General features: G+C 58.1%; 16 protein-coding genes and 1 pseudogene. 9 read left to right on the plus strand and 8 right to left on the minus strand.

Going from position 1 to position 23443, the window contains the following annotated elements; genetic code table 11:
- The first annotated feature begins 125 nt into the window (after nt 1-125).
- From prmA to GHO32_RS20785, 8 genes are all read left to right on the plus strand, one after another.
- A complete protein-coding gene (gene prmA / locus GHO32_RS20750) occupies nt 126-1004 on the plus strand; it encodes a 50S ribosomal protein L11 methyltransferase (protein ID WP_153336535.1) in 879 nt (292 codons plus the stop codon).
- A 30-nt stretch (nt 1005-1034) separates the two neighbouring features.
- On the plus strand, nt 1035-2291 hold the full coding sequence (locus GHO32_RS20755; RefSeq protein ID WP_153336536.1) for a DUF3426 domain-containing protein: 1257 nt from the start codon (nt 1035-1037) through the stop codon (nt 2289-2291).
- 228 nt (nt 2292-2519) lie between these two features.
- Nucleotides 2520-3533: a tRNA dihydrouridine synthase DusB gene (gene dusB, locus GHO32_RS20760; protein ID WP_048366512.1), complete on the plus strand. Its 1014-nt coding sequence runs from the start codon at nt 2520-2522 to the stop codon at nt 3531-3533.
- Entirely contained in the window at nt 3530-3850 is a 321-nt protein-coding gene (gene fis, locus GHO32_RS20765; protein ID WP_019408796.1) for a DNA-binding transcriptional regulator Fis, read from the plus strand. Before dusB ends, fis begins: the two co-directional genes overlap by 4 nt.
- A gap of 81 nt (nt 3851-3931) precedes the next feature.
- Complete coding sequence (gene purH, locus GHO32_RS20770; RefSeq protein WP_153336537.1) at nt 3932-5539, plus strand: bifunctional phosphoribosylaminoimidazolecarboxamide formyltransferase/IMP cyclohydrolase; 1608 nt, start codon at nt 3932-3934, stop codon at nt 5537-5539.
- A 189-nt stretch (nt 5540-5728) separates the two neighbouring features.
- Nucleotides 5729-7024, plus strand: a complete 1296-nt coding sequence (purD, locus tag GHO32_RS20775; RefSeq protein ID WP_153336538.1) for a phosphoribosylamine--glycine ligase — start codon at nt 5729-5731, stop codon at nt 7022-7024.
- A 103-nt stretch (nt 7025-7127) separates the two neighbouring features.
- Entirely contained in the window at nt 7128-9905 is a 2778-nt protein-coding gene (locus tag GHO32_RS20780) for a response regulator (RefSeq protein WP_368668416.1), read from the plus strand.
- 180 nt (nt 9906-10085) lie between these two features.
- The gene (locus tag GHO32_RS20785; protein WP_153336539.1) at nt 10086-10682 is read left to right on the plus strand and encodes a MarC family protein; all 597 of its coding nucleotides are present in this window, start codon (nt 10086-10088) and stop codon (nt 10680-10682) included.
- 46 nt (nt 10683-10728) lie between these two features.
- Here GHO32_RS20785 and GHO32_RS20790 read toward each other — a convergent pair whose 3' ends face one another.
- The 8 genes from GHO32_RS20790 to GHO32_RS20825 all read right to left on the minus strand — a co-directional run bounded on the left by GHO32_RS20790 (nt 10729) and on the right by GHO32_RS20825 (nt 23082).
- Entirely contained in the window at nt 10729-11385 is a 657-nt protein-coding gene (locus tag GHO32_RS20790; RefSeq protein WP_153336540.1) for a hypothetical protein, read from the minus strand.
- On the minus strand, nt 11345-12088 hold the full coding sequence (locus GHO32_RS20795; RefSeq protein WP_153336541.1) for a hypothetical protein: 744 nt from the start codon (nt 12086-12088) through the stop codon (nt 11345-11347). The genes GHO32_RS20790 and GHO32_RS20795 overlap by 41 nt, the downstream gene beginning before the upstream one ends.
- 27 nt (nt 12089-12115) lie before the next feature.
- A complete protein-coding gene (locus GHO32_RS20800) occupies nt 12116-13024 on the minus strand; it encodes a hypothetical protein (RefSeq protein WP_153336542.1) in 909 nt (302 codons plus the stop codon).
- 366 nt (nt 13025-13390) lie between these two features.
- Nucleotides 13391-15058, minus strand: coding sequence for a precorrin-3B C(17)-methyltransferase (gene cobJ / locus GHO32_RS20805; protein ID WP_153336805.1), 1668 nt, complete (start codon nt 15056-15058; stop codon nt 13391-13393).
- A complete protein-coding gene (locus GHO32_RS20810; protein WP_153336804.1) occupies nt 15055-15786 on the minus strand; it encodes a precorrin-2 C(20)-methyltransferase in 732 nt (243 codons plus the stop codon). The genes cobJ and GHO32_RS20810 overlap by 4 nt, the downstream gene beginning before the upstream one ends.
- Nucleotides 15786-16412, minus strand: a complete 627-nt coding sequence (locus GHO32_RS20815; protein ID WP_123751209.1) for a precorrin-8X methylmutase — start codon at nt 16410-16412, stop codon at nt 15786-15788. Before GHO32_RS20815 ends, GHO32_RS20810 begins: the two co-directional genes overlap by 1 nt.
- Nucleotides 16405-17736 carry a precorrin-3B synthase gene (cobG, locus tag GHO32_RS20820; protein ID WP_371924581.1) on the minus strand — a complete coding sequence of 444 codons (1332 nt, stop codon included), beginning with the start codon at nt 17734-17736 and terminating at the stop codon, nt 16405-16407. The genes GHO32_RS20815 and cobG overlap by 8 nt, the downstream gene beginning before the upstream one ends.
- 90 nt (nt 17737-17826) lie before the next feature.
- The gene (locus tag GHO32_RS20825) at nt 17827-23082 is read right to left on the minus strand and encodes a dermonecrotic toxin domain-containing protein (RefSeq protein WP_153336802.1); all 5256 of its coding nucleotides are present in this window, start codon (nt 23080-23082) and stop codon (nt 17827-17829) included.
- Nucleotides 23083-23250: 168 nt separating this feature from the next.
- On the opposite strand from GHO32_RS20825, the pseudogene GHO32_RS20830 reads away from it, so the two are divergent.
- Nucleotides 23251-23443: pseudogene (locus GHO32_RS20830) on the plus strand (cobalamin biosynthesis bifunctional protein CbiET); the annotation flags it as partial.

The following is a 23443-nucleotide window of genomic DNA, read 5'->3' on the forward strand; positions in this document are numbered from 1 at the left end:
TTTATGTTGAAACAAGGACGTCCCTACAGATGGCCTGCCATAGCAGGGAGGCCTGCGCTCGCGTAAACTGGCGCGTTTCTCGCAGCCCCCCGGCTGCACATTCCTATTTTTCAAAGGTGCCCGCCATGCCTTGGCTGCAAGTACGCCTCGCCATCAGCCCAGAACAAGCCGAAACCTACGAAGACGCGTTCCTCGAAGTCGGTGCCGTTTCGGTAACGTTTATGGATGCCGAAGATCAGCCGATCTTTGAACCTGAGCTCAACACCACGCCGCTGTGGTCGCACACCCATTTGCTGGCCCTGTTCGAAGGCGGTACCGAAGCCGAGCTGGTGCTGTCCCATCTGGAGCTGCTGACCGGCTCGCCATTGCCAGAACACCACGCCGAAGTCATCGAAGACCAGGACTGGGAACGCAGCTGGATGGACAATTTCGAACCCATGCGTTTTGGTCAGCGCCTGTGGATCGTCCCAAGCTGGCACGCTGCGCCCGAGCCTGAAGCTGTGAACTTGCTGCTGGATCCGGGCCTGGCGTTTGGTACCGGCACTCACCCGACCACCGCGCTGTGTCTGGAATGGCTCGACGGCCAGGACCTCAAAGACTGCGACGTGCTGGACTTCGGCTGCGGCTCGGGCATTTTGGCCATCGCCGCACTGTTGCTGGGCGCCAAGCAAGCCGTCGGCACCGACATCGACGTGCAGGCGCTGGAAGCTTCGCGCGACAACGCCGGGCGCAACAACGTGGCGCCAGAGCTGTTCCCGCTGTACCTGCCTGAAGACCTGCCGCAGGTGCAGGCCGATGTGCTGGTCGCCAACATTCTGGCCGGCCCGCTGGTTGCCCTGGCGCCACAACTGTCCAGCCTGGTCAAGCCCGGTGGCCGCCTGGCGCTGTCCGGCATCCTCGCCGAGCAAGGCGAAGACGTCGCCGCTGCCTACGCTCAAGACTTTGATCTGGACCCTATCGCCAACCGCGATGGCTGGGTGCGCATCAGCGGTCGTCGACGCTAGAATACAAGCCTGCTTAACCCGGATGGCCGCATGAGCGATAGCTTCGTTACACAGTGCCCACATTGCCAAACCAGCTTCCGTGTCAGCCATGCTCAATTGAGCATGGCCCGCGGCGTGGTGCGCTGTGGTTCCTGCCTGCAAGTGTTCAATGCCGCACAGCAACTGCTGAATAAAGGCACCGAAACAGAGCAGTTGCCTACAACTGTGGCGCCACTTGTTGCAGAACCTGTGGCCGCTGAGCCGCCCGCTGCGCCCAAGGCCATCAGCCCGGCGCACTGGGAAGTGGCCGAGCTGGACCTTGAGCACCTGGACCTGGACGAAGAGCTGGCCAAGCTTGAAGAACGGGAGATTCAGCCCAGCAAAAGTTTCGGTCAGTCGCAAAAAGCCAAAACCAGTGCGCTAAGCGCTCGCCGCGACACCAGCGACGCCGACGAAAGCCAATGGTCAGGCAGCTTGTTCAGTGAATCCGCAGCAGAACGTGCCGAAACCTCAGCACTGGCGGTCAAGGCCGTCGAAGACGACCTCGAGCCGGCTGAAACCGGGCGCACCGAGCCATCGCTGTCGCTGGACATCGACGAGCCCGACGACACGCCGCCGCTCAGGCTCAGCAAAGATGACGACGATGAGCCCGAGCTGCGCGGCGAGCATTTGTCTGCGGTGGATGATGACGAGGACGATGAGCCTCTGGCCCCTGCCTCGGCGACCAAAGACAAACGCACACGCAGTGAGCCCGGTGTGCGCGAAGACGTGCTGCTGGACCTGGTAGACGACCCGTTGCACCTGGACTGGCAAAAACGCCGCTCGCCGTGGGGCAAGCGCCTGCTCTGGACGCTCTTGGTGTTGCTGGCCGCCGTTGCACTGGCCGGGCAATACATCGCGTATCACTTCGATGAACTGGCTCGTCAGGACCAATACCGGCCGCTCTTCCAGCAGCTGTGCCCGCAAATCGGCTGCAGCGTGCCTTCCAAGGTCGATATAGACCGTATAAAAAGCAGCAATCTGGTGGTGCGCAGCCATCCTGAATTCGCCGGTGCGCTGGTGGTAGACGCCATCCTCTACAACCGCGCACCGTTTTCCCAGCCCTACCCGCTGCTGGAGCTGCGTTTTGCCGACCTTAACGGCAAAATGATCGCCAGCCGCCGCTTCAAACCCGGCGAATACCTGAGCGGCGACCTGGCTGGCAAGGCCGAAATGCCGCCGCAAACGCCTATCCACATTGCCCTCGACATCCTGGATCCGGGTCCGAAAGCGGTGAATTACAGCTTGAGTTTTCATTCCCCGGAATGAGCGCGCTGCGCTTTTAGCAGCAAGCTTCAAGCCGCAAGCTTGAAGCTAAAAGCAGATTTGCCTCTTCTTGCAGCGTGTAGCTCGACGCTTGTAGCGGGTTGAAAGCTGGCTTTCAGCCTCCATTGTTCAAAAATCATCCAATTTCGTCTTTATCCAGTCATCGAGAGCGGGTATCATGCCAACCCTTTTTCGAACTCCCCAGATCCGGCCCCACAACAGGGAAGTCCTATGTCGGCGGTACGCATCGGCCCATACACATTGCAAAACGGTTTGATTCTCGCCCCTATGGCGGGTGTCACCGACCAACCCTTTCGTCAGCTTTGCCGACGAATGGGCGCGGGCCTGGTTGTGTCGGAAATGGTGACCAGTGACATGAGTCTCTGGAACAGTCGTAAATCGCGCCTGCGCATGATTCACGACGGTGATCCCGAGCCCCGCTCGGTGCAGATCGCCGGCGGTGATGCGCAAATGCTGGCAGACGCCGCCAGGGCCAATGTGGAACTGGGCGCACAGATTATTGATATCAACATGGGTTGCCCGGCAAAAAAGGTCTGCAACAAGGCCGCCGGGTCCGCGTTACTGAAAGACGAGGCATTGGTGAACGAGATCCTGCAGGCCGTTGTGGCCGCAGTTGATGTGCCGGTCACCCTGAAAATCCGCACCGGCTGGGACCGCGACAACAAAAACGGCCTCACAGTGGCAAAAATCGCTGAACAGGCCGGGATTCAAGCGCTGGCCGTGCACGGCAGAACCCGTGCAGACCTGTACACCGGCGAGGCCGAGTACGACACCATTGCCGCGATCAAGCAGGCCGTGTCGATACCGGTGTTTGCCAATGGCGACATCGATTCACCCCATAAAGCCCGGCACGTGCTGCACGCCACCGGTGCCGATGGACTGTTAATAGGCAGGGCGGCTCAAGGGCGGCCCTGGATTTTCCGCGAAGTGGACCACTTTCTGCGTACCGGCCAGCTGTTGCCGGCACCGGAAATGGCCGAAGTGGAACGTATTCTGCTAGAGCATCTGGCCGCACTGCACACCTTCTATGGGGAGGTATTGGGGGTACGTATTGCCCGCAAGCATGTCGGTTGGTATCTCGCAACCTTGCCGGGCGCCAAGGAGTTTCGCGCCCACTTCAATCGTTTGGAAGATACGGAAGCACAATGCGCCAACGTTCAGGCGTTTTTCGCCGAACGACATAAGAGCCTGGGGACAGGGGACGAAGGATGGGTGGCCGCATGACGATGATGACCGAGACATTAGTGAGTGGAACAACGCCCGTGAGCGACAACGTCAATTTGAAACAGCACCTCAATACGCCGAGCGAAGAAGGTCAGACCCTTCGCGGGAGTGTCGAAAAGGCGCTGCACAATTATTTCGCCCACCTGGAGGGCGCTGAAGTCACGGACGTGTACAACCTGGTGCTTTCCGAAGTCGAAGCCCCTTTGCTCGAGTGCGTCATGAACTACGTCAAGGGCAACCAGACCAAAGCCTCCGAGATGCTGGGACTCAATCGCGGCACCCTGCGCAAAAAGCTCAAACAGTACGATCTGCTGTAAGCATTCAATCAAACCTGAAAGGCGTCCTGATAAAACAGGCCGCCTTTTTTGCTGACTCCTTTGCTTTTGATGGAAATCGAGATGACCGACCAGACTACCCGCCTGCCGATCCGCCGCGCTCTAATCAGCGTTTCCGATAAAACCGGAATCCTTGATTTCGCCCGTGAACTGGAAGCCCTCGGCGTCGAGATCCTCTCCACCGGTGGTACGTTCAAGCTGCTGCAAGACAACGGTGTTGCCGCTGTTGAAGTGGCGGACTACACAGGTTTTGCGGAAATGATGGACGGTCGGGTGAAGACCCTGCACCCGAAAATCCACGGCGGTATCCTCGGTCGTCGCGGCATTGACGACGACATCATGAACGAGCACGGCATCAAGCCGATCGACCTGGTGGCCGTTAACCTCTACCCGTTCGAAGCCACCATCAACAAGCCAGGCTGCGACCTGCCAACCGCGATCGAAAACATCGATATCGGCGGCCCGACCATGGTTCGCTCCGCCGCCAAAAACCACAAAGACGTGGCCATCGTGGTGAATGCCAGCGACTACGCCAGCGTCCTTGAAAACCTCAAGGCCGGCGGCCTGACCTACGCACAGCGTTTCGACCTGATGCTCAAGGCGTTCGAACACACCGCCGCTTACGACGGCATGATCGCCAACTACATGGGCACCGTGAACCAGGCGGCAGAAACCCTCAGCACCGAAGGCCGCAGCCAGTTCCCGCGCACCTTCAACAGCCAGTTCATCAAGGCGCAAGAAATGCGCTACGGCGAGAACCCGCACCAGAGCGCGGCGTTCTACGTTGAGGCCAAGCCTGCCGAAGTCGGCATCGCCACCGCGACCCAACTGCAAGGTAAAGAGCTGTCGTTCAACAACGTAGCTGACACCGACGCTGCGCTGGAGTGCGTGAAGAGCTTCGTAAAACCGGCTTGCGTGATCGTCAAGCACGCCAACCCGTGTGGCGTGGCGGTCAGCCCGGACAACGAAGGCGGCATCCGTCAGGCCTACGAACTGGCTTACGCGACGGACACCGAGTCGGCGTTCGGCGGCATCATCGCCTTCAACCGTGAGCTGGACGCCGAAACGGCCAAGGCCATTGTTGAGCGTCAATTCGTTGAAGTGATCATCGCCCCGTCGGTGAGCGAAGAAGCCCGCGCCATCGTGGCCGCCAAAGCCAACGTGCGCCTGCTGGCCTGCGGCGAGTGGAGCGCAGAGCGCACACCGGCCTGGGACTTCAAGCGCGTCAACGGCGGCCTGCTGGTGCAAAGCCGTGACATCCAGATGATCGGCAGCGAAGACCTCAAAGTGGTGACCAAGCGCGCACCGACCGAGCAAGAGATCAACGACCTGATCTTCGCCTGGAAAGTGGCCAAGTACGTTAAATCCAACGCCATCGTTTACGCCAAAGGCCGTCAGACCATCGGTGTAGGCGCAGGCCAGATGAGCCGCGTAAACTCGGCCCGCATTGCCGCCATCAAGGCTGAGCACGCAGGCTTGCAGGTACAAGGTGCGGTGATGGCATCGGACGCATTCTTCCCGTTCCGTGACGGCATCGACAATGCTGCCAAAGCCGGTATCACCGCAGTGATCCAGCCAGGTGGCTCGATGCGCGACAACGAAGTAATCGCCGCCGCTGACGAAGCGGGCATTGCCATGGTGTTCACCGGCATGCGCCATTTCCGTCACTAACCAGACGACGGTCGTACTGAACCCGGCATCTGCTGCGTTGGAGCCGACCTCGATGATGCTCATTGCCAAAAGGCAACTCCGCTCATCGAGGTCGACTCCGCCTTGCATCTACCGGCTTCATTACAACCTCCTGAAGCGTTAAACGCTTTAGGTTCTAAACAGAATTCAGCGTCATCCGAGGTTTTTGAAATGAATGTTTTGATCATTGGCAGCGGTGGCCGTGAACACGCACTGGCCTGGAAAGTAGCGCAGGACCCGCGTGTCGCTAAAGTATTCGTTGCCCCTGGCAACGCTGGCACCGCCATTGAAGCCAAGTGCGAAAACGTTGCTATCGACGTGCTGGCCCTTGAGCAACTGGCTGATTTTGCCGAGAAGAACGTTGCCCTGACCATCGTTGGTCCAGAGGTCCCGTTGGTAGCCGGTGTGGTTGATCTGTTCCGCTCCCGTGGCCTGGATTGCTTTGGCCCGACCGCTGGCGCCGCTCAGCTGGAAGGCTCGAAAGCGTTCACCAAGGACTTCCTGGCTCGCCACAAGATCCCGACCGCCGATTACCAGAACTTCACCGAGATCGAGCCAGCGCTGGCTTACCTGCAAAAGGTTGGCGCGCCGATCGTGATCAAGGCTGACGGCCTGGCTGCGGGCAAAGGCGTGATCGTCGCCATGACCTTGGCTGAAGCCGAAGACGCCGTGCGCGACATGCTCGCTGGCAACGCTTTCGGCGAAGCCGGTTCGCGTGTGGTGATCGAAGAGTTCCTCGACGGCGAAGAAGCCAGCTTCATCGTGATGGTCGACGGCAAGAACGTCTTGCCTATGGCCACCAGCCAGGACCACAAACGCGTCGGCGACGGCGACACCGGCCCGAACACCGGCGGCATGGGCGCTTACTCGCCTGCTCCAGTGGTCACCGCTGAAGTTCACCAGCGCGTGATGGACCAGGTGATCTGGCCGACCGTGCGCGGCATGGCTGAAGAAGGCAACGTCTACACCGGCTTCCTGTATGCCGGTCTGATGATCGACAAAGCCGGCAACCCGAAAGTCATCGAGTTCAACTGCCGCTTCGGCGACCCGGAGACTCAACCGGTCATGCTGCGTCTGCAATCGAGCCTGGTGCTGCTGATTGAAGCCGCTTTGGCTCAAGCGCTGGATAAAGTTGAAGCACAATGGGATCCACGTCCAAGTTTGGGCATTGTGCTGGCGGCAGGTGGTTATCCGGCAGACTACACTAAAGGCGCTGTAATCCACGGACTGGACGCTGCAGCGAAACTGGAAGGCAAAGTATTCCACGCGGGCACCGCGCTGAATGCAGCAGGCGAAGTGGTCACCTCAGGTGGTCGCGTGCTGTGTGCAACGGCAATGGGCGACACGGTTGAGGCGGCGCAAAAGCAAGCCTACGCCCTGGCCAAAGCCATCGAGTGGGACGGCTGTTTCTACCGTCATGACATTGGCTACCGAGCCATTGCACGCGAACGCGGTGAATCCCAGTAACAAGTCTATCCATATGGATAGACGGGGATGGATCAGCCTTGCCTAACTCTTCCAGCGCCGCGCATAGTGACCGACTTGCAACAATCGACGAAGGGATTTCACCGTGCGCTGGCTTAGGATCGCCATAGGAATAACTGTCAGCCTGCTGACAACCCTGCTCTGCCTGATGCCGGCTCATGCCGCATCAGGTGGCAGCTGGTCCATGCTGTCCGACCCGCAAGGCGACCTGCAACTGAGCGATGTGCGCTCAGCACGATTGAACAGCCAGTTCACCTCCATCGAACTTGAAAACATGGTGGCTGCCGAACCCGGCGAAGCCCTGTGGCTGAAGTTCCGCTTACAGCCCGACCAGCATGAGCAGATCCTGCGGGTGTTCGCCCCCGACCTCTCACGCCTTGATTTGTATGTCCTCGATGATCACAAACTGATTACCGAAGTGACCACCGGCAACACCCTGCCACAAAGCGAAAAACCACTGTCCAGCAGCGACTACCTGTTACCGCTACCCCAGAGCGATCAGCCTCTGGATGTTTACCTGCGCATGGAGTCTGAACACCAACTGCGCCCGCACATTACCCTCAGTACCGCCGTTGTCCTCGCAGCAGACCAAGGCACCACCCTGCTGTACGGACTACTGCTGGGCGGCATCGCCATGCTGGTGTTGCACAACCTGATCCGCTTTGCCTTCACACGCACCATCAGTTGCCTGTGGCTGGCACTGTGCGAGACCTTGCTGCTGGCCAGTTCGGCGCTCTTTTTAAACCTGCTCAGCCCGTGGTTCCCGCAATGGCACAGCTGGCAAACCCCTGGCGCCTATCTGGCACTGATCCTCACCGCACCGTGCGGGTTGATGTTCACCTACAGCTTCTTCTCCAGCCGTGGGCCGCACCCGCTGCATAAACTGCTGCTGATCGACATCCTGATCGTAGGCCTGTGTGGCTTGTTACTGCTGTTCTTCAACAGCCTGCCGCTGAACCTGACCACCTACATGCTGGTCGCCCTGACCAGCCTGAGCATTCTGCTGGTGGCCAGTTACCACTTGCAGCAGGGCTACCGCCCGGCGCGTTTGTTTGTCGTGGCGATGATCATTTTCAACATTGGCACCCTGCTGATCCTGCCCGCCTTGCTAGGGTTGACCCTGATCGCCCCGCAAGAGCTGGTACTGGCCCTGATGGCGGTGGTGTGTCTCAGCGGCCTGCTGATGGGCATCGCGCTGAGTGAACGAACGCGGAGCATCACCGAAGACCAGCTCAACCTGAGTTGCGACCTCGCCGCCAGCAACGCCGAGATCAATGCCAAGGCCGAGTTCCTGTCCAAGATTAGCCATGAGATCCGTACGCCAATGAACGGAGTGCTGGGCATGACAGAGCTGCTGCTCGGCACGCCGCTGTCCGTCAAGCAACGTGATTACGTACAAACTATCCACAGCGCCGGCAACGAACTGCTCACGCTGATCAACGAAATCCTCGACATCTCCAAGCTGGAGTCGGGGCAGATCGAACTGGACGACGTGCAGTTCGACCTGAATGCACTGATCGATGACTGCCTGAGTATTTTCCGCACCAAGGCCGAGCAGCAAAACGTCGAACTCATCAGCTTTATTCAGCCGCAAGTACCTCGGGTGATCAATGGCGACCCTACGCGCTTGCGTCAAACCCTGTTGAGCCTGCTGGAAAGCGCCCTGAAAAAAACCGACGAAGGCGAGATCCTCATCGTAGTTGCGCTAGAAGAGCGCAGTGATGCCCCGCGCTTACGCATCGCCGTTCAAGACTCGGGCCAACCGATGGATGAGCAAGAGCGCGAGGCACTGCTGCACGCCGAACTGCACAGCAAAAACTTCCTCGCCGCCACCCGCCTGGGCGGCCATCTGGGTCTGGTCACTGCCCGTCAGTTGATCACCCTGATGGGCGGCGAGTTCGGTATCAAAACCGGGCAAACCAAGGGCACCAATTTCTGGCTCACCCTGCCGCTGGACCCACAGTTGCTTGAGCATCCCACCTCGGACCTGGACAGCCCGCTCAAAGGCGCCCGCGTGCTGGTGGTGGATGACAACGACACCTGCCGCAAAGTACTGGTGCAGCAGTGTTCGGCGTGGGGCCTGAATGTCAGCGCCGCCGCCTCGGGCAAAGAGGCGCTGGCCTTGCTGCGCACCAAGGCGCACTTGCGCGACTACTTCGACATTGTTTTGCTGGACCAGAACATGCCGGGCATGACCGGCATGCAACTGGCCGCCAAGATCAAAGAAGACCCAAGCCTGAACCACGATATTTTGCTGGTGATGCTCACGGGCATCAGTAATGCGCCGAGCAAGATCATTGCGCGCAACTGCGGCATCAAGCGCATCCTGGCCAAACCGGTGGCGGGCTATACCCTGAAAACCACCTTGGCCGACGAGTTGACCCAACGCAACAATGGCCTTGGCGTCACGCCGCCCTTGGGCAGCGGCCCGTCAGCGCCCCTTAGCGTGCCCGGCAACTTCCGAATTCTGGTGGCCGAAGACAACAACATTTCGACCAAGGTGATTCGTGGCATGTTGAGCAAACTCAACTTGCACCCGGACACAGCCTCCAACGGCGAAGAAGCGCTGCAGGCCATGAAAGCGCAGCGTTACGACCTGGTGCTCATGGATTGCGAAATGCCGGTACTGGACGGCTTTTCAGCCACCGAGCAATTACGCGCCTGGGAAGTCAGCCACCAGCGCGTCCGCACCCCGGTGGTTGCCTTGACCGCGCATATTCTGACTGAGCACAAAGAACGCGCACGTCAGGCCGGCATGGACGGCCACATGGCCAAGCCAGTCGAACTGTCGCAACTGCGCGAGCTGGTTGAGTACTGGGTGGTGCAGCGCGAGCTGCGACAGTCTCAGGCGCAGCCGTCGTAGGGTAGTTGTAGTCGCTGCCGAGGTACGAAGGCTGCGATCTTTTCAAGTTCAAAAGATCGCGAGGCAAGCTCGCTCCTACAGAGTGTGTCGCTGTAGTCGACTGGGCTTTTTAACACCGCCCGACAGACCGCCAAACCCCTGATAGACTTTCGACGACTTCCTGCGATGTGAGCTCAGACCATGCTGCATGTTTTGTTCAGTGTGTACTTGAAGATGCTGGTGCTCTACAGCCCGTTCTTCGTACTGTCGTGTTTTATCAGCCTGACACGCGGTTACTCGAACAAGGAGCGTGGCCGCCTGGCATGGAAAGTAGCGCTGGCAACCGTGATTTCCAGCGTGTTGCTCTACCTGTTCGGACGCATGATTTTTAGCGTTTTCGGCATCACTGTCGATGCCTTCCGCATTGGCGCCGGCAGTGTGTTGTTCATCTCGGCGCTGGGCATGGCCCAAGGCAAGTCTGCCGTGCAAAGCGACAATGTTCAGCAAGACGTCACCATTGTGCCGCTGACCATTCCGATCACCGTTGGCCCCGGTACCATTGGTGCGTTGCTGGTGATGGGCGTCAGCCAGCCTCACTGGGATGACAAGCTGATGGCGATCACCAGTATTGTCATGGCCAGCCTCACCGTCGGGTTGGTGCTGTATTTGTCCAACAGGATCGAACGCATTGTCGGCGAGCAGGGCTTGCAGATTATCAGCCGTTTGATGGGGCTATTCGTGTGTGCGCTGGCGGCGCAAATTATCTTTACCGGGATAAAAGGCTACTTGGCGCCCTAAATAAATTGGCACTGCCCATGCTTGACAGCCATGGGCAGTGTTTTTTTTACAGTTCCACGTTTTGGATCATTGTATTCGTAAAATCACGAATAACATCCTGAACTTCATTTTTCATTGCTGCATATACAGCCGCATCAAATTGAAAACTGCCACCCTTTGAATTCAAACGCACAAAGGTCAGTGCCGGGTTCTTATCATGAGGGGTACAACTGAGTTGCAGAGCACATACAAAAACCACTAACTCACCCTGCTGGGTCCTCTCACACGGCACACACTGATAGTGGGTGGCATGTGCCGCAATGGGCGGCTCATTCAAATAACTTAAGGCATCACGTTCCAAGTGAAGAGTGTCAAATAGTACACCCAGCAGATTGGCCAGGCGCTCAGAGTTACCCACACCTGCCACCTGCACTTTGTAATCGCGAACTTGGTGAGCATCCGAAATCAATAATGGCTGCTCAATAATGTAGGCCTTAAGCGAAAAACCAAGGCTAAGCAGAGCATATTGATAGTTTGACGGCCACGTCCCTGCCCCCCCTCCCCTGTCGGCATACAATTGCGCATAGAGCAAACAGTCTTGAATATCCTGCTTGCTGGCTTCGGACACTTCCCCGACAAAAGACGTGAGCGTGCTGCCAATCATTTTCGCGTTCATAGCACTATCAAAGACCTTGTTGAGTGATGACAGGAGGGCAATGGCCATCAGCAGAGCAAGCCCAAGGCAGTACATACTGATTTTTTTTGCTCTTCAGTTTTTCAGCGACCGACTCACGCAAACGAGAGAAGCACTGTGCATTTTGCTCATAGGTGTAGGCTTGGACGTGCAGCCCTGCACTTTCTTCGATCGCGATCGTCTGAGAAAGGTAATTATTTAATAATTTTGTGCGTGTGGTAAACGCCAACATCAAGGTATGAAGAACACCCTTTGCATCTAAAATAGCGAACTTCACGCACACATTAAACACATCAGGAACTGGGCAATCAGTGCTGGCCGAATGCTCAGAATGAACGGGTGAAACCGTTTTTTCATACCAAACATCCAACGCCTTTTGAGACGGCAAAAACTTGAGTTTTTTCAACAATTCAATAAAACCTGAACTGACTCGAGAGGGAAACATACTCAGGCTTTTAGCCGTTACAACATCAACCACCGTCAAGGTCCGTGAAGCTTTCGATACAACGCCAGGTTGGTTTAAACGAATCCAGCACAAGTTATCCAGCATCCGTTGAACAGCCTGCTCACGTTCCGTATTGTGCTGTGCTTGCGGGTGCTTTACACGGGCACTCAACTCCGCAAATAACAACGAGTTCATGACGTCTTCTTGCTGCTGCGCTGTGAGCACGGTACCGGGCAGGCACATCGCGAGTATGCCGGCATTGACATAGACTTTATTAGACTCTTCCATCGTCACAAACTCCTTGCTGCGCCTGAGTTAAATATCAATATCAATATTTTCGATAAAGTTTTTTCCCGAAGTGCCGAGCTTATCCATAATGGTATTACGAACGGCTCCATACTGGCGCCGATTAAGCGTTGTGTTACTGGCGGCAGTGTACAAGCTCACATCGTTGCTACTCCACTCCCAAAAAAGAACTTTCGTCACGCGTTTTGACGAACTGAACTGCATGCAGGTTTTTATCATAATCACTTCACCATCACTCGTTGCGATACATGGCAGGATCTGAAAGTTACCCGCATCAACACCCTTTGCCTGATTTTCAAACAGACTAAGCGCCTTGGGGCTTTTGGCCAGAGCACCAAACACCATGGCCACAATCTCCAGCACCGCTTTATTTGGACCCACGACACTTGCAATTATTTCCAGCGCAACTTGGTCCATTGTAAATTTCTGCTTCAGACCGGTCACTTTATGCATGGACTCGTTGGTCGTTGTCCAACCGCAGTACGATAGAATCTGGTTGTACAGGTTGTATCGCTCAACACGATGCGTGTCTTTATTGGGGAATTTTTTATCTGCTGCCAACTGTGCAAACAACACGCTATCCATTACGTCCTGTTTTAGCTGTGGCTCCAAACCTCCAACAAACGAGACGACGCTGTTACCTGCTACAAAAGCACTGTCCTCGTTACTATCAATATTCTTAGCAGGACCATCAATATCCCTACCGGAGCGAGCCATCAGCCGTAGAGAGCGAGTAAACATCGCAGGCTCAACTACCGGAATCTCCAGGCTTTTAATAAAATCAACACAGGCCTCATCACTAAAATCTTTAATATCCATATCATTTATCCCTGCAGCCATCATGGCCGTTAAATTAATTGTCTTGCGAATGCAGACAATTGAAACCTTAGACACACCAGCCTCAAGCGTCCACTGCATACCTGATCAACGAAAGACAACAACCCAGGAAATAATTCAACTTAAACAATTACTTTTTTTCAGCAATATACCGCCCACGCCTCTTGAATACTCGCCCCTGCAAAGCGCGCCATTTATTTCAAAGTATATACCCAGTACTTAATGGCAATATCCCAGGTCAGCATGAGCGTTATCAACAGTCATCTGCGACTTAACTAACAAACACTGAGGAATATTCAGACACTCTCATTCCTTTAAAAAACGAATGAGCACCTGCCAAAGCATGGCCTCGTGATCTTTTAAACAACTACCCAAAAGTCACGAGGCCAAAGAAGGTCGATCGGCTGCCAAGGCACAGGCAGCTCCCCTTTTAATTAATTCACACGCTCAAGGCTTGTCGCCGTACCAACGCGGTGTATATACCCACTCGCGGCCATCGGCTCGAGGGAACGTGCAGGTGGTGGACGACCCGACAATGACCATGGTGCGCATATCGACCTGTTCCGGGGTCAATTCCCCCAGGGTGGTGACGCGTAACGTCTGGCCGGGGCGACCGATGTCACGACCCAGTACCACCGGCGTTTGCGGCGTACGATGTCGCGCGACGATTTCCAGCGCCACGCCCAATTGCCAAGGCCGAGAACGGGAGATCGGGTTGTAGAACGCCAAAGCCAGGTCCGCCTGGGAGGCCAGGTCGAGACGTTTTTCGATGATGCTCCAGGGCTTGAGGTTGTCCGACAGCGACATCACGCAGAAGTCATGGCCCAAAGGCGCACCCGCCTGGGCCGCTGTGGCCAGCGACGCCGAGACACCCGGCAAGATCTCCAGATCGACGTTGTGCCATTGCGGGTCAGTAGACTCATGCAGGGCCTCAAGCACAGCAGCCGCCATGGCAAACACGCCAGGATCCCCCGAAGACACCACCACCACTGAGCGACCTTGCGCCGCCAGTTCAAAGGCGTGACGCGCACGCTGCATTTCTTCACGGTTGTCGGTGCAGTGCAGCACTTGGTCGGCCCGGAACGGCCCGGCCATGCGCACGTACGTCTCGTACCCCAGCACATCATTGGCCCGCGCCAGCTCGGCTTTCACGGCGGGCACCATTAACTCGGCAGCACCAGGGCCCAGGCCGATCACGGCCAAACGCCCGCGTGCACGCCCGATGTGCTGCGGGTCCAGCGGCGTATCCGCCACGCCCACGCTCACGCCATTGGCAAGTTCACGCCAGGCGGCTGCCACGACGGGCTCATCCGCGCTGACAAAACGCAGTGGCACCGCCAGTTCGCTGGCCGCCTCGCGCAGCCCGGCACTGGCCATAAGGCTGTCATCGGCCACCACACAGGCCAGGGATTGCCAGGCCAGTTGCGCCTCATGCAACGCGTCGCGCAGTTCCTGAGCCGACACTTCCTGCACGACTTTAAGCAGGACGCTGCGCGGGTAGATCAGCAGTTCGTTGGCCGACGGCTCGCGCTCGGCATGGCCAACGTGAATCGCCAGACGCGCTTGCTGGTCTTCGGGCAATTGCGCCTGCGCCAACCAGGGCGCCTCACCTTCAATGCGCACCGGCTCACCGGCAAGCAAATCCGAGACAAAGCGCTTGCCCAATTCCAGATCGCCTAAGGCATAGCCACTGGGCGGGTTCAGCAAGCAGGTACCAAACCGCAGCTCACCGCTGGTGGTGATGGCAGGCGCCACCCCCAAACCCGCCGCAAGGGTACGCGCCAAGTCATTCACGCCGCCCAGCCCGCCCAGCAGCGGTACTACCGCGCTGGCGTCTTCGGCAACCGCCAGCACCGGCGGCTCGGCACCTTTTTCCAGCAACAAGGGCGCGAGGGTGCGGATCACAATACCTGCCGCGCAGAGCGCAATAATCGGCGTGTCCTGCTGATATAACTGACGCAGATTGGCGCCGAAGTCGCTGTAAGTACGATCCGCACCGTCAACGCGATCCACCAGGCCATGGATCACGGCCTGTGGATAAAGCTGCTGGATGCGTCGCGCCGTGGCCAGGCTGCCATTGCCCAGAATCACAATGGCCGGGGCTGGGCGACTCATCCTTGCCACCGTTCGCCGGGCACGATGATCAGCGAGAAGTACGGCGAAGACATCGGGTCTACGTCATTAAGCGGGACGATTTTCTGATTGCTCATGGTCGCGCGCTCGACGTACAGCGCACGGTCAGCCAGGCCCAGTTCGGCCAGCACTTCGCGCACTTTATGAAAGTTGCGGCCCAATTTCATGATCACCGCCGCATCGGCATCGGCCAAGCGACGCTTGAGATCATCGTGGGGCAGCACGCCCGACAACACCGACAGGCTCTGGTTGCGGTACACCAATGGCACGCCCAGTACCGACGCGCCACCGAGCATCGAGCACACACCCGGCACAACCTGGGCTTCAAAGCGTTCCGCCAGGCGATCATGCAGGTACATGTAAGAGCCGTAGAAAAACGGGTCACCTTCGCAGATCACTGCCACGTCACGGCCAGCCTGCAGGTGCGCAGCAACTTCTTCGGCGGCCTGGTCATAGAAGTCGCTGATGATCTGCTCATATGACAGCGGCTCGGGCAGCACTTCAGTGGTCACCGGGTACACCAGCGGCATTTGCGTTTGTGCCGCTTGCAGGTGGGCTTCGATGATGCCGAACGCGTTGCCTTTTTTGCCTTTGGCCACAAAGTACGCCACCACCGGCGATTCGCGCAGCAGGCGCAAGGCTTTAACCGTAATCAACTCTGGATCGCCCGGGCCCACGCCCAAACCGATCAAACGTCCTGGTTGCGCCATTATTCGATCTCCGTCGCCAAGGCGTTAACGGCAGCAGCGGCCATCGCACTGCCGCCACGACGGCCCTGCATCACCACGAACGGTATGCCACGGCTGTCTGCGGCGAGCATGGCCTTGGATTCGGCGGCACCGACGAACCCCACCGGAAAACCAAGGATCAGCGCAGGCTTCGGCGCCCCGGCATCGATCATTTCCAGCAGGTAAAACAGCGCGGTCGGCGCATTGCCAATCACCACCACACTGCCTTCCAGGTATGGGCGCCACAGTTCCAGGGCGACAGCAGAACGGGTGTTGCCCGCCTCGCGTGCCATCTCGGCAACGCCGTCTTCCTTGAGGGTGCAGATCACTGCGTTGTTGGCCGGCAAACGTGTGCGCGTCACCCCTTCCAGCACCATGCGCGCATCACACAGAATCGGCGCGCCAGCGGCCAACGCATCGCGTCCGGCCTTGCCGGCACCCGGCGAGAAGCACAGGTCTTCGACAGCATCGACCATCCCGCATGCATGAATCACCCGAACGGCCAGTTTTTCAAGGTCCGCCGGAATGTGCGCAAGGTTGGCCTCGGCGCGAATAATGGCGAACGAATTGCGATAGATCTCTTGACCGTCGCGGATGTAATCAATCATCGGTGTTGCTCCGTTGGCGGGCTTCAAGCCAAGCACCCGCCGCTTCAATAGTAAGATTGCGTTCGCGCAGAACACCGAAACCGGCGTGCTCTGGTGCGCGTAAATAAAGGTCGTAATGACCGGGCGCCACGGCCAATAAAGTGACCGGCGCCACATGGGCCGCTGCACAAGCGCGCAGGCAGCCCGTCAGGTGAATCGTCTGCGGCTGTGACAGCAGCGACGCGAGATGACGCGCATCCGCTTTGGTGTCCGCCAGCCCTTTGGCACAAGCACTGGAACCGGTACAGGCAATCAAGTGGGCCAGCGGGGCTTGCGCCTCGCAGAGCAGGCCCAATGCGTGCAGGCGTTGCGTGAGCAACGCCGCGTCCTCGGCCCGCACATCCGGCAGCAACACGCTTTGCCAAGGGGTAAAGCGCAAAGTGCCATTGCCATACTCGCTGGCCAATTGCGCCAGGCCGTTGAGCATCGTCGCATCCAGTCGCCCCAACACCGGCGCGGCGCCCACGTGGGCACGCCCGTGCTCACGCTGTGGATAAGTACCGATCGGGCTTTGCAGCACCGGCCGGTCACGCCGCCAGTCTGTTAGCGGGGCAATGGGTACCGGCATGCGCAACGCGAGTTGCTCAACAAAATCAGCCGCCGAGAGGTCTTTTAAAAGATGACGCATACGTGTCTGCTCAGCGCGCGCCACGTCCAGAAACAGCGTGAGCACGGCCATCACCAGCTCATGCCCGTACGCCAGCGGCACCGCCCCAAGCGGCGCATCGTGCGCCGGGCAGCCCGCCAGGCCAAACCCCAGCAACGTTTGGCCGTTGCACACGAACGCCGACAGCCACAGATCATGGTGATGCTCCAGCATCGCCAAGGCTTCTGCGCCATCCAGTTGCACGGCAAATTTGGCCGACAACTCGGCAAAACGCGGGGTGCTCTCAAGGCTGGCCAGAATCTGTCGCGCCAAAGGCCAGGTGTCGAGGGTTTGATACGGGTCGATCCCGGCCGTCGGGCTGAGCATCAAGTTGCGCACATCGTCACTGGCCGCATTGGCAGGCCCAAGCCCCGCCGCCAACAATGGCTCAACCAGTGCGGCATGCTCAGTGCCAACCCCGCGAATTTGCAGGTTGCTGCGATTGGTGGCTTCAATCACGCCACTGCCATAGCGCTGCGCCACGTCGGCCACGGCGCGCGCCTGTTGCGCAGTGATCACGCCGCCCGCCAGTTTGACCCGGCAGATACCGCCGTCCATCGCCTGGACGATGCGCAACAACCCCGGGCACCCGGTCGGGCGTACAGGAGACGTCGCTGAGAGTTCAGATGGCAGGGGCACGTGTCGGTCCAGAGCAGGCAATGCGCTATTGCAGGTCGCGCATTATGCCTGCTTTGGGCAACCGCATGAAAAGCTTGCCGGACGGAATGCCTACACCGGCGTACTCACCTCAGGCACAACCGGCTGCACACGCCCCAATCGAGTGATCAACAGCACCACCGTGTCGGCATTGGCCAACATCAATTCGACCCGTTTGACCGGGTCATCGGTAAAGATAGACCGGGCTTGAGCCAAGGTCTGCACCCCGGTGATTGCCTTGACCCTGGCCTTGCCCGGATTGCTCGGAATATCCGCCCAAGTGTGCTTCTCGACATCAAATTGCTGAAACAGGTACTCAGGCTGCAAGTGGGGTGAGTGGCACTCCTGAATAATTTGATTAAACGATCTGAGCTGATTGCCAAACTCGCTAGTGTCGTCCAGCAAGTCGTCGTAAGGAAAGCCGGGGTTCAGGTAGTTGATGTCTTCAGTGTTTAACACCCCATGGCTGACTTCGTGCAGCAGAAAAGACGCGCGGTAATGCGCATTGACGGCAAACGGCGGGTCGGTGGGTTTGAGGTACGGATGGCTCAAGGCTTGAGGTGTGTCGAACAGCGTGGTGAAAAAACGCTCACTCAGGAACACGCGTTTGTCGGTGTCCCAGCGATGAATCCAGGCCACCGCCTTGTCGTTGAAACGCGAACGGCATACCACATAGCGGCGGGAGGTCAGTGGCGACAAGTCAGGGTGCAGAAACCGCGTCAACATCGGTTCTATGGTGTGATTCAGCCGCTCCAGCAAATGCGCTTCCAGGTTCGGCACATCAAAAAAATCCTTGATCAGCTCGCGATGCGCAGCATTGTCGGCACCAGGTTCATTCAGTGTGTGCAGGGCATTCTGGCAGCGCTCCAGATAAGTGACGGCTTGCGCGTGGGCGTCGCGAATGGCCAAGGCTTTATCCGGGAACTGACGCTGGATGCTGCCCATGCCCGTCGCCTGGATCTCATGGGTGATGCGATCGGCCAACGCCGCCGTGGTCGACATCACCGGCCCGCCACCGAGCAGCGGCTCATTGGGATCCAGCTCCCAGAGCTTGCGCGCATTGAGCTTAATCAGCGGGCCATCACGGCCCTCACCTATGTCAATGCGCCAGCGATCGCGCCAGGCCTGTACCCGGAACAGGCAGCCATCCAGATGCACATAGTGCAACTTCGTCTTTGGGTGGCTGAACAACTGCGTCTGAGGCTCTGTGCGCAAATCCAGCAGCGTCACATCATGCACCTGAAAGGGTTCCAGCCCGGCGCGTTGCTGAGCTGTCAGGCGAACCGGTTCGATTACTGGTTCAACTGGCGCATGACTGGCCAATGGCGGTCGTGACACGCCATAACCACTGGCACACAGCGAGAGCAACGTTGCGAACTCGGCCACGGATTCGCCCCAATCGCCTTTTTTTGCGGCTTCGACGCCTTGCGTCAACCAGCCCAGTGATTGCCAGACCACCAACGGAATATTGAGTCTGGCGGGCAGGAACATCAGGGCGCTGGTGATGACGAGCGACATCAAATACTTGAACGCCTCCCAGTCTGCCTGCGCAGTGGTTTCAGTTTGCGCCGCAGCCATTGTTAGCAACGCTTCGTAGTTGTCTTTGTACATCACCCTGAAGAGATTGCCGGCAATCGGGGTTCTGGCCAGAGTCGGCGGCAAGGCCTTGAGCAGCAGCCAGTTCAGCGAGGAATCCCCATAACGCGCCAGATGTGGCTCGACAAAGCCACCATGGTCATAAACTTTGCGGGTATAGGGCGCGATGCGTTGGAGTATGTCGGCCTGAAGCTCTGTATTGACGCCCAGATCGCTGAGCAAAGCCGCGTCATTAGCGTAAGCCTTGAAGGTAAAGCGCTCGCTGTAGGTGATCCAGAGAACCTGCGGGCCTGACTGCGGCTCCACCGGGCCAATGATATAGACGCCCCTGACTCGATCCGGATCGGCTCCGGGCTCTTCAATCAATTCAAAGGGCCGCACAGTGATGCACACCTGGTCCAGAGCCTCGCGAGCCGCGCCGTCAGGCATGCTGACGACATGGCAAATGTAGCGGTAGGCGGTTTCAAACTCCGGGTCCTGCAGTTTTTGTCGCATGGCCTGCTCCAGCATCTGCACGGCCAGTTGCTCGGCAAACTGCTGCTGACGCAAAGCAACGCCCTCCCGGCCAGGCGCCAGCATGGTTTTTATAAGGCCCTGATATTGCGTGCCAAGGTCCAGCTCCCGCACCAATCGGCGCACATAACGCGCATTCAAAGCGATGGGCAGCGCGCCACCTTCTCGTAACCGCACAAACATCACGCCCTCGTTAATAAGATGCAGGCCGCTCAAAGCGAACTGAGTGAGTGACTGAACACTGTGCGTGTTCGCAGCAGGTAAAAATGACGGAGTGCTGCCGAGCGGCACGGGGGCCGCGAGGTAGGTGTCGATCGCGATCTCTATAGCCTCGGGGTTCAGGTTGGCGCCCGGAAAATCCAGATCCAGACGCACCGTCAGCAACGCATTGGAATACACCGACAATTGCGGGATGTTGTGCAGATAACTTTGCACGGCCTCTGTGCTGCGCTGATACCGTTGCAAGACATCGGCATAAGCCTTCTGATCGGCGGCGCTGGCAGACTTCAACCACTCAGGCAGCGAAGCCTTGAACAGTTGCAGACGTGCCATTTCGCTGACACGCGCCACTTGCACGCCCGCCCTGCCGGCCAGCAGCAGGCTCTTGAAACTGTTTTCAAAGCCCTGCGCCGAAAGGGGCGTCTTCACGGCAAGGCTGCACACATGGCGGGTATCGGCCAGCAACTGGTTGATAACGGTATTCTGGCTCTGGCGAGTGAAGTCCTCCTCAAAGCGCTCGAAGTAAAACCAATCGTTTTGCCCGGCCGGGTGCCACAGTGATGTGCCCTCCAGATAACTGACAACCCGCGCCTGCTCTGAGGCATTCACATGGGCCAGTAGCCCCCAACGCAAGCCCTTGTCCATCAGGCGGGCTTCGAGCATAGCCTTGCACGCGTCCACCGATTCAAAACTTTCAAAGCCCCAGGCCGGCCCCCAGAACACGGCACGCCCTGCATTGTCTGATTCCAGGCCGCCACGCTGGGTAAACAGTAAGCAATTGGTGATGTCCAGCAGGCTTGCGGAACCATTAAAAGACACGCTTGGCGCAAACACATCCGGCACAAATTGATCCAGCGCCGGGCGCTGATCACTGATCGGATTGCCCAACACCACGCCAACCACAGCCCGATCAGTGGCTTGAAGATGGTTTTCCAGGCCAAGCAGACGCAACTCTGCCCGCAACATGACCATTCTCAAGGTGCTGAGCCTGTCTACCAATGCATCAGGACTCTGCCCTGGATACGGGGCGTGAAAAAAAGCCCACTGGCGCTGCACCATGAGTTGCACAAATGACGGCGACGCTTGTTCCAGCAGCGTCAGCAACTGGGTTGCGGCCAATAGCCCGGTCGGTTTGAGCTCTGCGCTTGTCTGCGACGCCAGCACGACGTGAATCAAATCCGGGTTCTGCGGCAACGGCTGATAACCTGTCACCCGCTCCAAAAGTGCCTCGACCAGCGACAGTGAGCGAACGGGTACAACGCCCGGCTGCGGCGCTTGATCAAATACTTCAACCTCAAGCCGGTGCACATCCGAGGGGGCATGCCCGTGGGAAACCAGCAGCGTTTGCAGGCGAGCCGTTGCAGTCGTCTTCGCAGTGGGCCAATCACGTAACAGCTCATCCACCTGGGCTTCTAGTCTGGGCAGCTTCACACTCAACAGATCGGCCTGACCACCTTGGCTGCGCGGGGTAAGGGTCAACTCATGTGTGTGAGGCATGAATCGGCTGCTCCAGCGCTCCGGGGGGTTCAGCGCCAAGAGCCCCTGATCAACCAGCTCACGGACATCCAGCGCATGATCGACCCCCGCCAGGGCAATACGCCTGGCCTTGGACTCTTTCAACAAAAAGTTGAAGTCACTGGCCTGTTTTTTGTGAATGCCTTGCACACAATCGCTGAACACATCCGTATCAATGTTTTCGACACTCAGACTCATTTCTCGCATATCTGCGAGCAACGCGTGTTGGTCCAGCGCTGCATGACGGGCAATGGAGTCGTACAAGGCGGGGGCTCTCAACGGCGACAATATCGCGTCTTTAAGCCGGGCACGTGTTTCAAACTGTTGGAGGCCTTCAGCCCCGCCAAATAAAAAAACGGGTGAATTCAGCCCAGGAAAAAAGATGCAGAACACACCGGACAAGCCGACCTCGCCCCTGTCCGGGTCAAACACGGCCAACCGCGCAACCTGTGCCTGCACGTCCTTATAGGTGCCTGAAAGTACGTGCTGCAACTGAGCAAATTGCGCTGCAGTCACCTTCTGCTCATGCAGGGCTTGCACCGTCTGGTGATAAAAAACATCTGCCTGGCGGGCAACACAATAATCATGCAGCGCAAGTTGGGGCCGTGACGCTGGCCACCAGGCGTTACGTAACGCGCCTCGCATACTGTCTGCCAAGCCCTCGCTGGCTTGTCTGAGCACTCGCTCGAAGCGCCGCTCAATATCACTGGGACTGAGTGAAGCCACGGCCTCTGGCAGGCCCAGGTATTCACGACGGTAATGCGCCTCAAAGCCTCCTTGCAGGTAGTAATCCAGCGCTATCGCACTCAGGCTCGCGGTATTCACATCGCCCTCAGTCAGTGCGCTGCCCCCCAACCGAGTGCTGCGCACCTGAAGCTTCAAGACATCCGTAAACGGCCCCGCAAACTCATTCATCACCGCGTCAGACACGCGCCCATCAAGCACCGAGCGAAGTGTCGGCAGCTCGACAAGCGCTTGCAGCGTTTGCGCCTGGCAACTGCGTAGATAGCTCTCTATGGCCAGGCTCACGCCGGCCATGACAGGCCCCGAGACTTGCCGTGTGACCAGCGACAGAGAGCCTGTTTGGGTTAAATAAAAACGGACATCAACAGGGCAAAATCGCAGCAGCTCATCGCTCCCTTGACGGCCGTCCAACTTCAGTTGCAAGGCCTCTCGCAACGCGCTTTTAGTGGCGAAGCGCTCAAACCTGCCGAGCGCGGTGAATAAAAACACCGCCGAGGCCGGCGCCTGGTCCAGCTTGAGGATCAGCCCGGCAACCCAGTGCACCGGGCGGTAATGGTCGCGGGACAACACCGGGTAATACGCATAAACCGCTTTGGCGCCAGCATCGTCTTGAAGCAGCGAACCCAGTCGCTCTTTTTCGTCAGCATTGATAATGCCGTTGGTCTGGGCGAGGTCGAGGCTTTTGAGATAGGTGTCGTGCAGCGCTTGCGGGGCATAAAAAGGCAAGGAAGGGGTGCTCATGGTTCAGCTCGCAATAGGGATAGGCTTATCCCTGAACGCTACGCTGCCCACAGTGTTGCAAGGCACTACTTAGTTAGCGCGCCAAGGCGCGCTATCATGCGGCCTGTATCCGCAGGCCTTTTGCCCTGATCCCGGATGAACGAACTGCTGTTTGAAATGAGGATTGGCATGTCGCCCTGGCTAACAGTTGTGGGAATCGGTGAAGACGGCTTCAGCGGTCTGGGCAAAAATGCGCGCCGGGCCTTGCTAAATGCTGCTCAAGTGTTTGGCAGCCCGCGCCAGCTCGACCTGCTGCCCGCGTGCATCCGCGCCGAGCGCCTGACGTGGCCGAGCCCGTTTTCACTGGCGCCGGTGCTGGCGT

The organism is Pseudomonas sp. FSL R10-2189 (assembly GCF_009600325.1).
GTDB lineage: Bacteria > Pseudomonadota > Gammaproteobacteria > Pseudomonadales > Pseudomonadaceae > Aquipseudomonas > Aquipseudomonas helleri.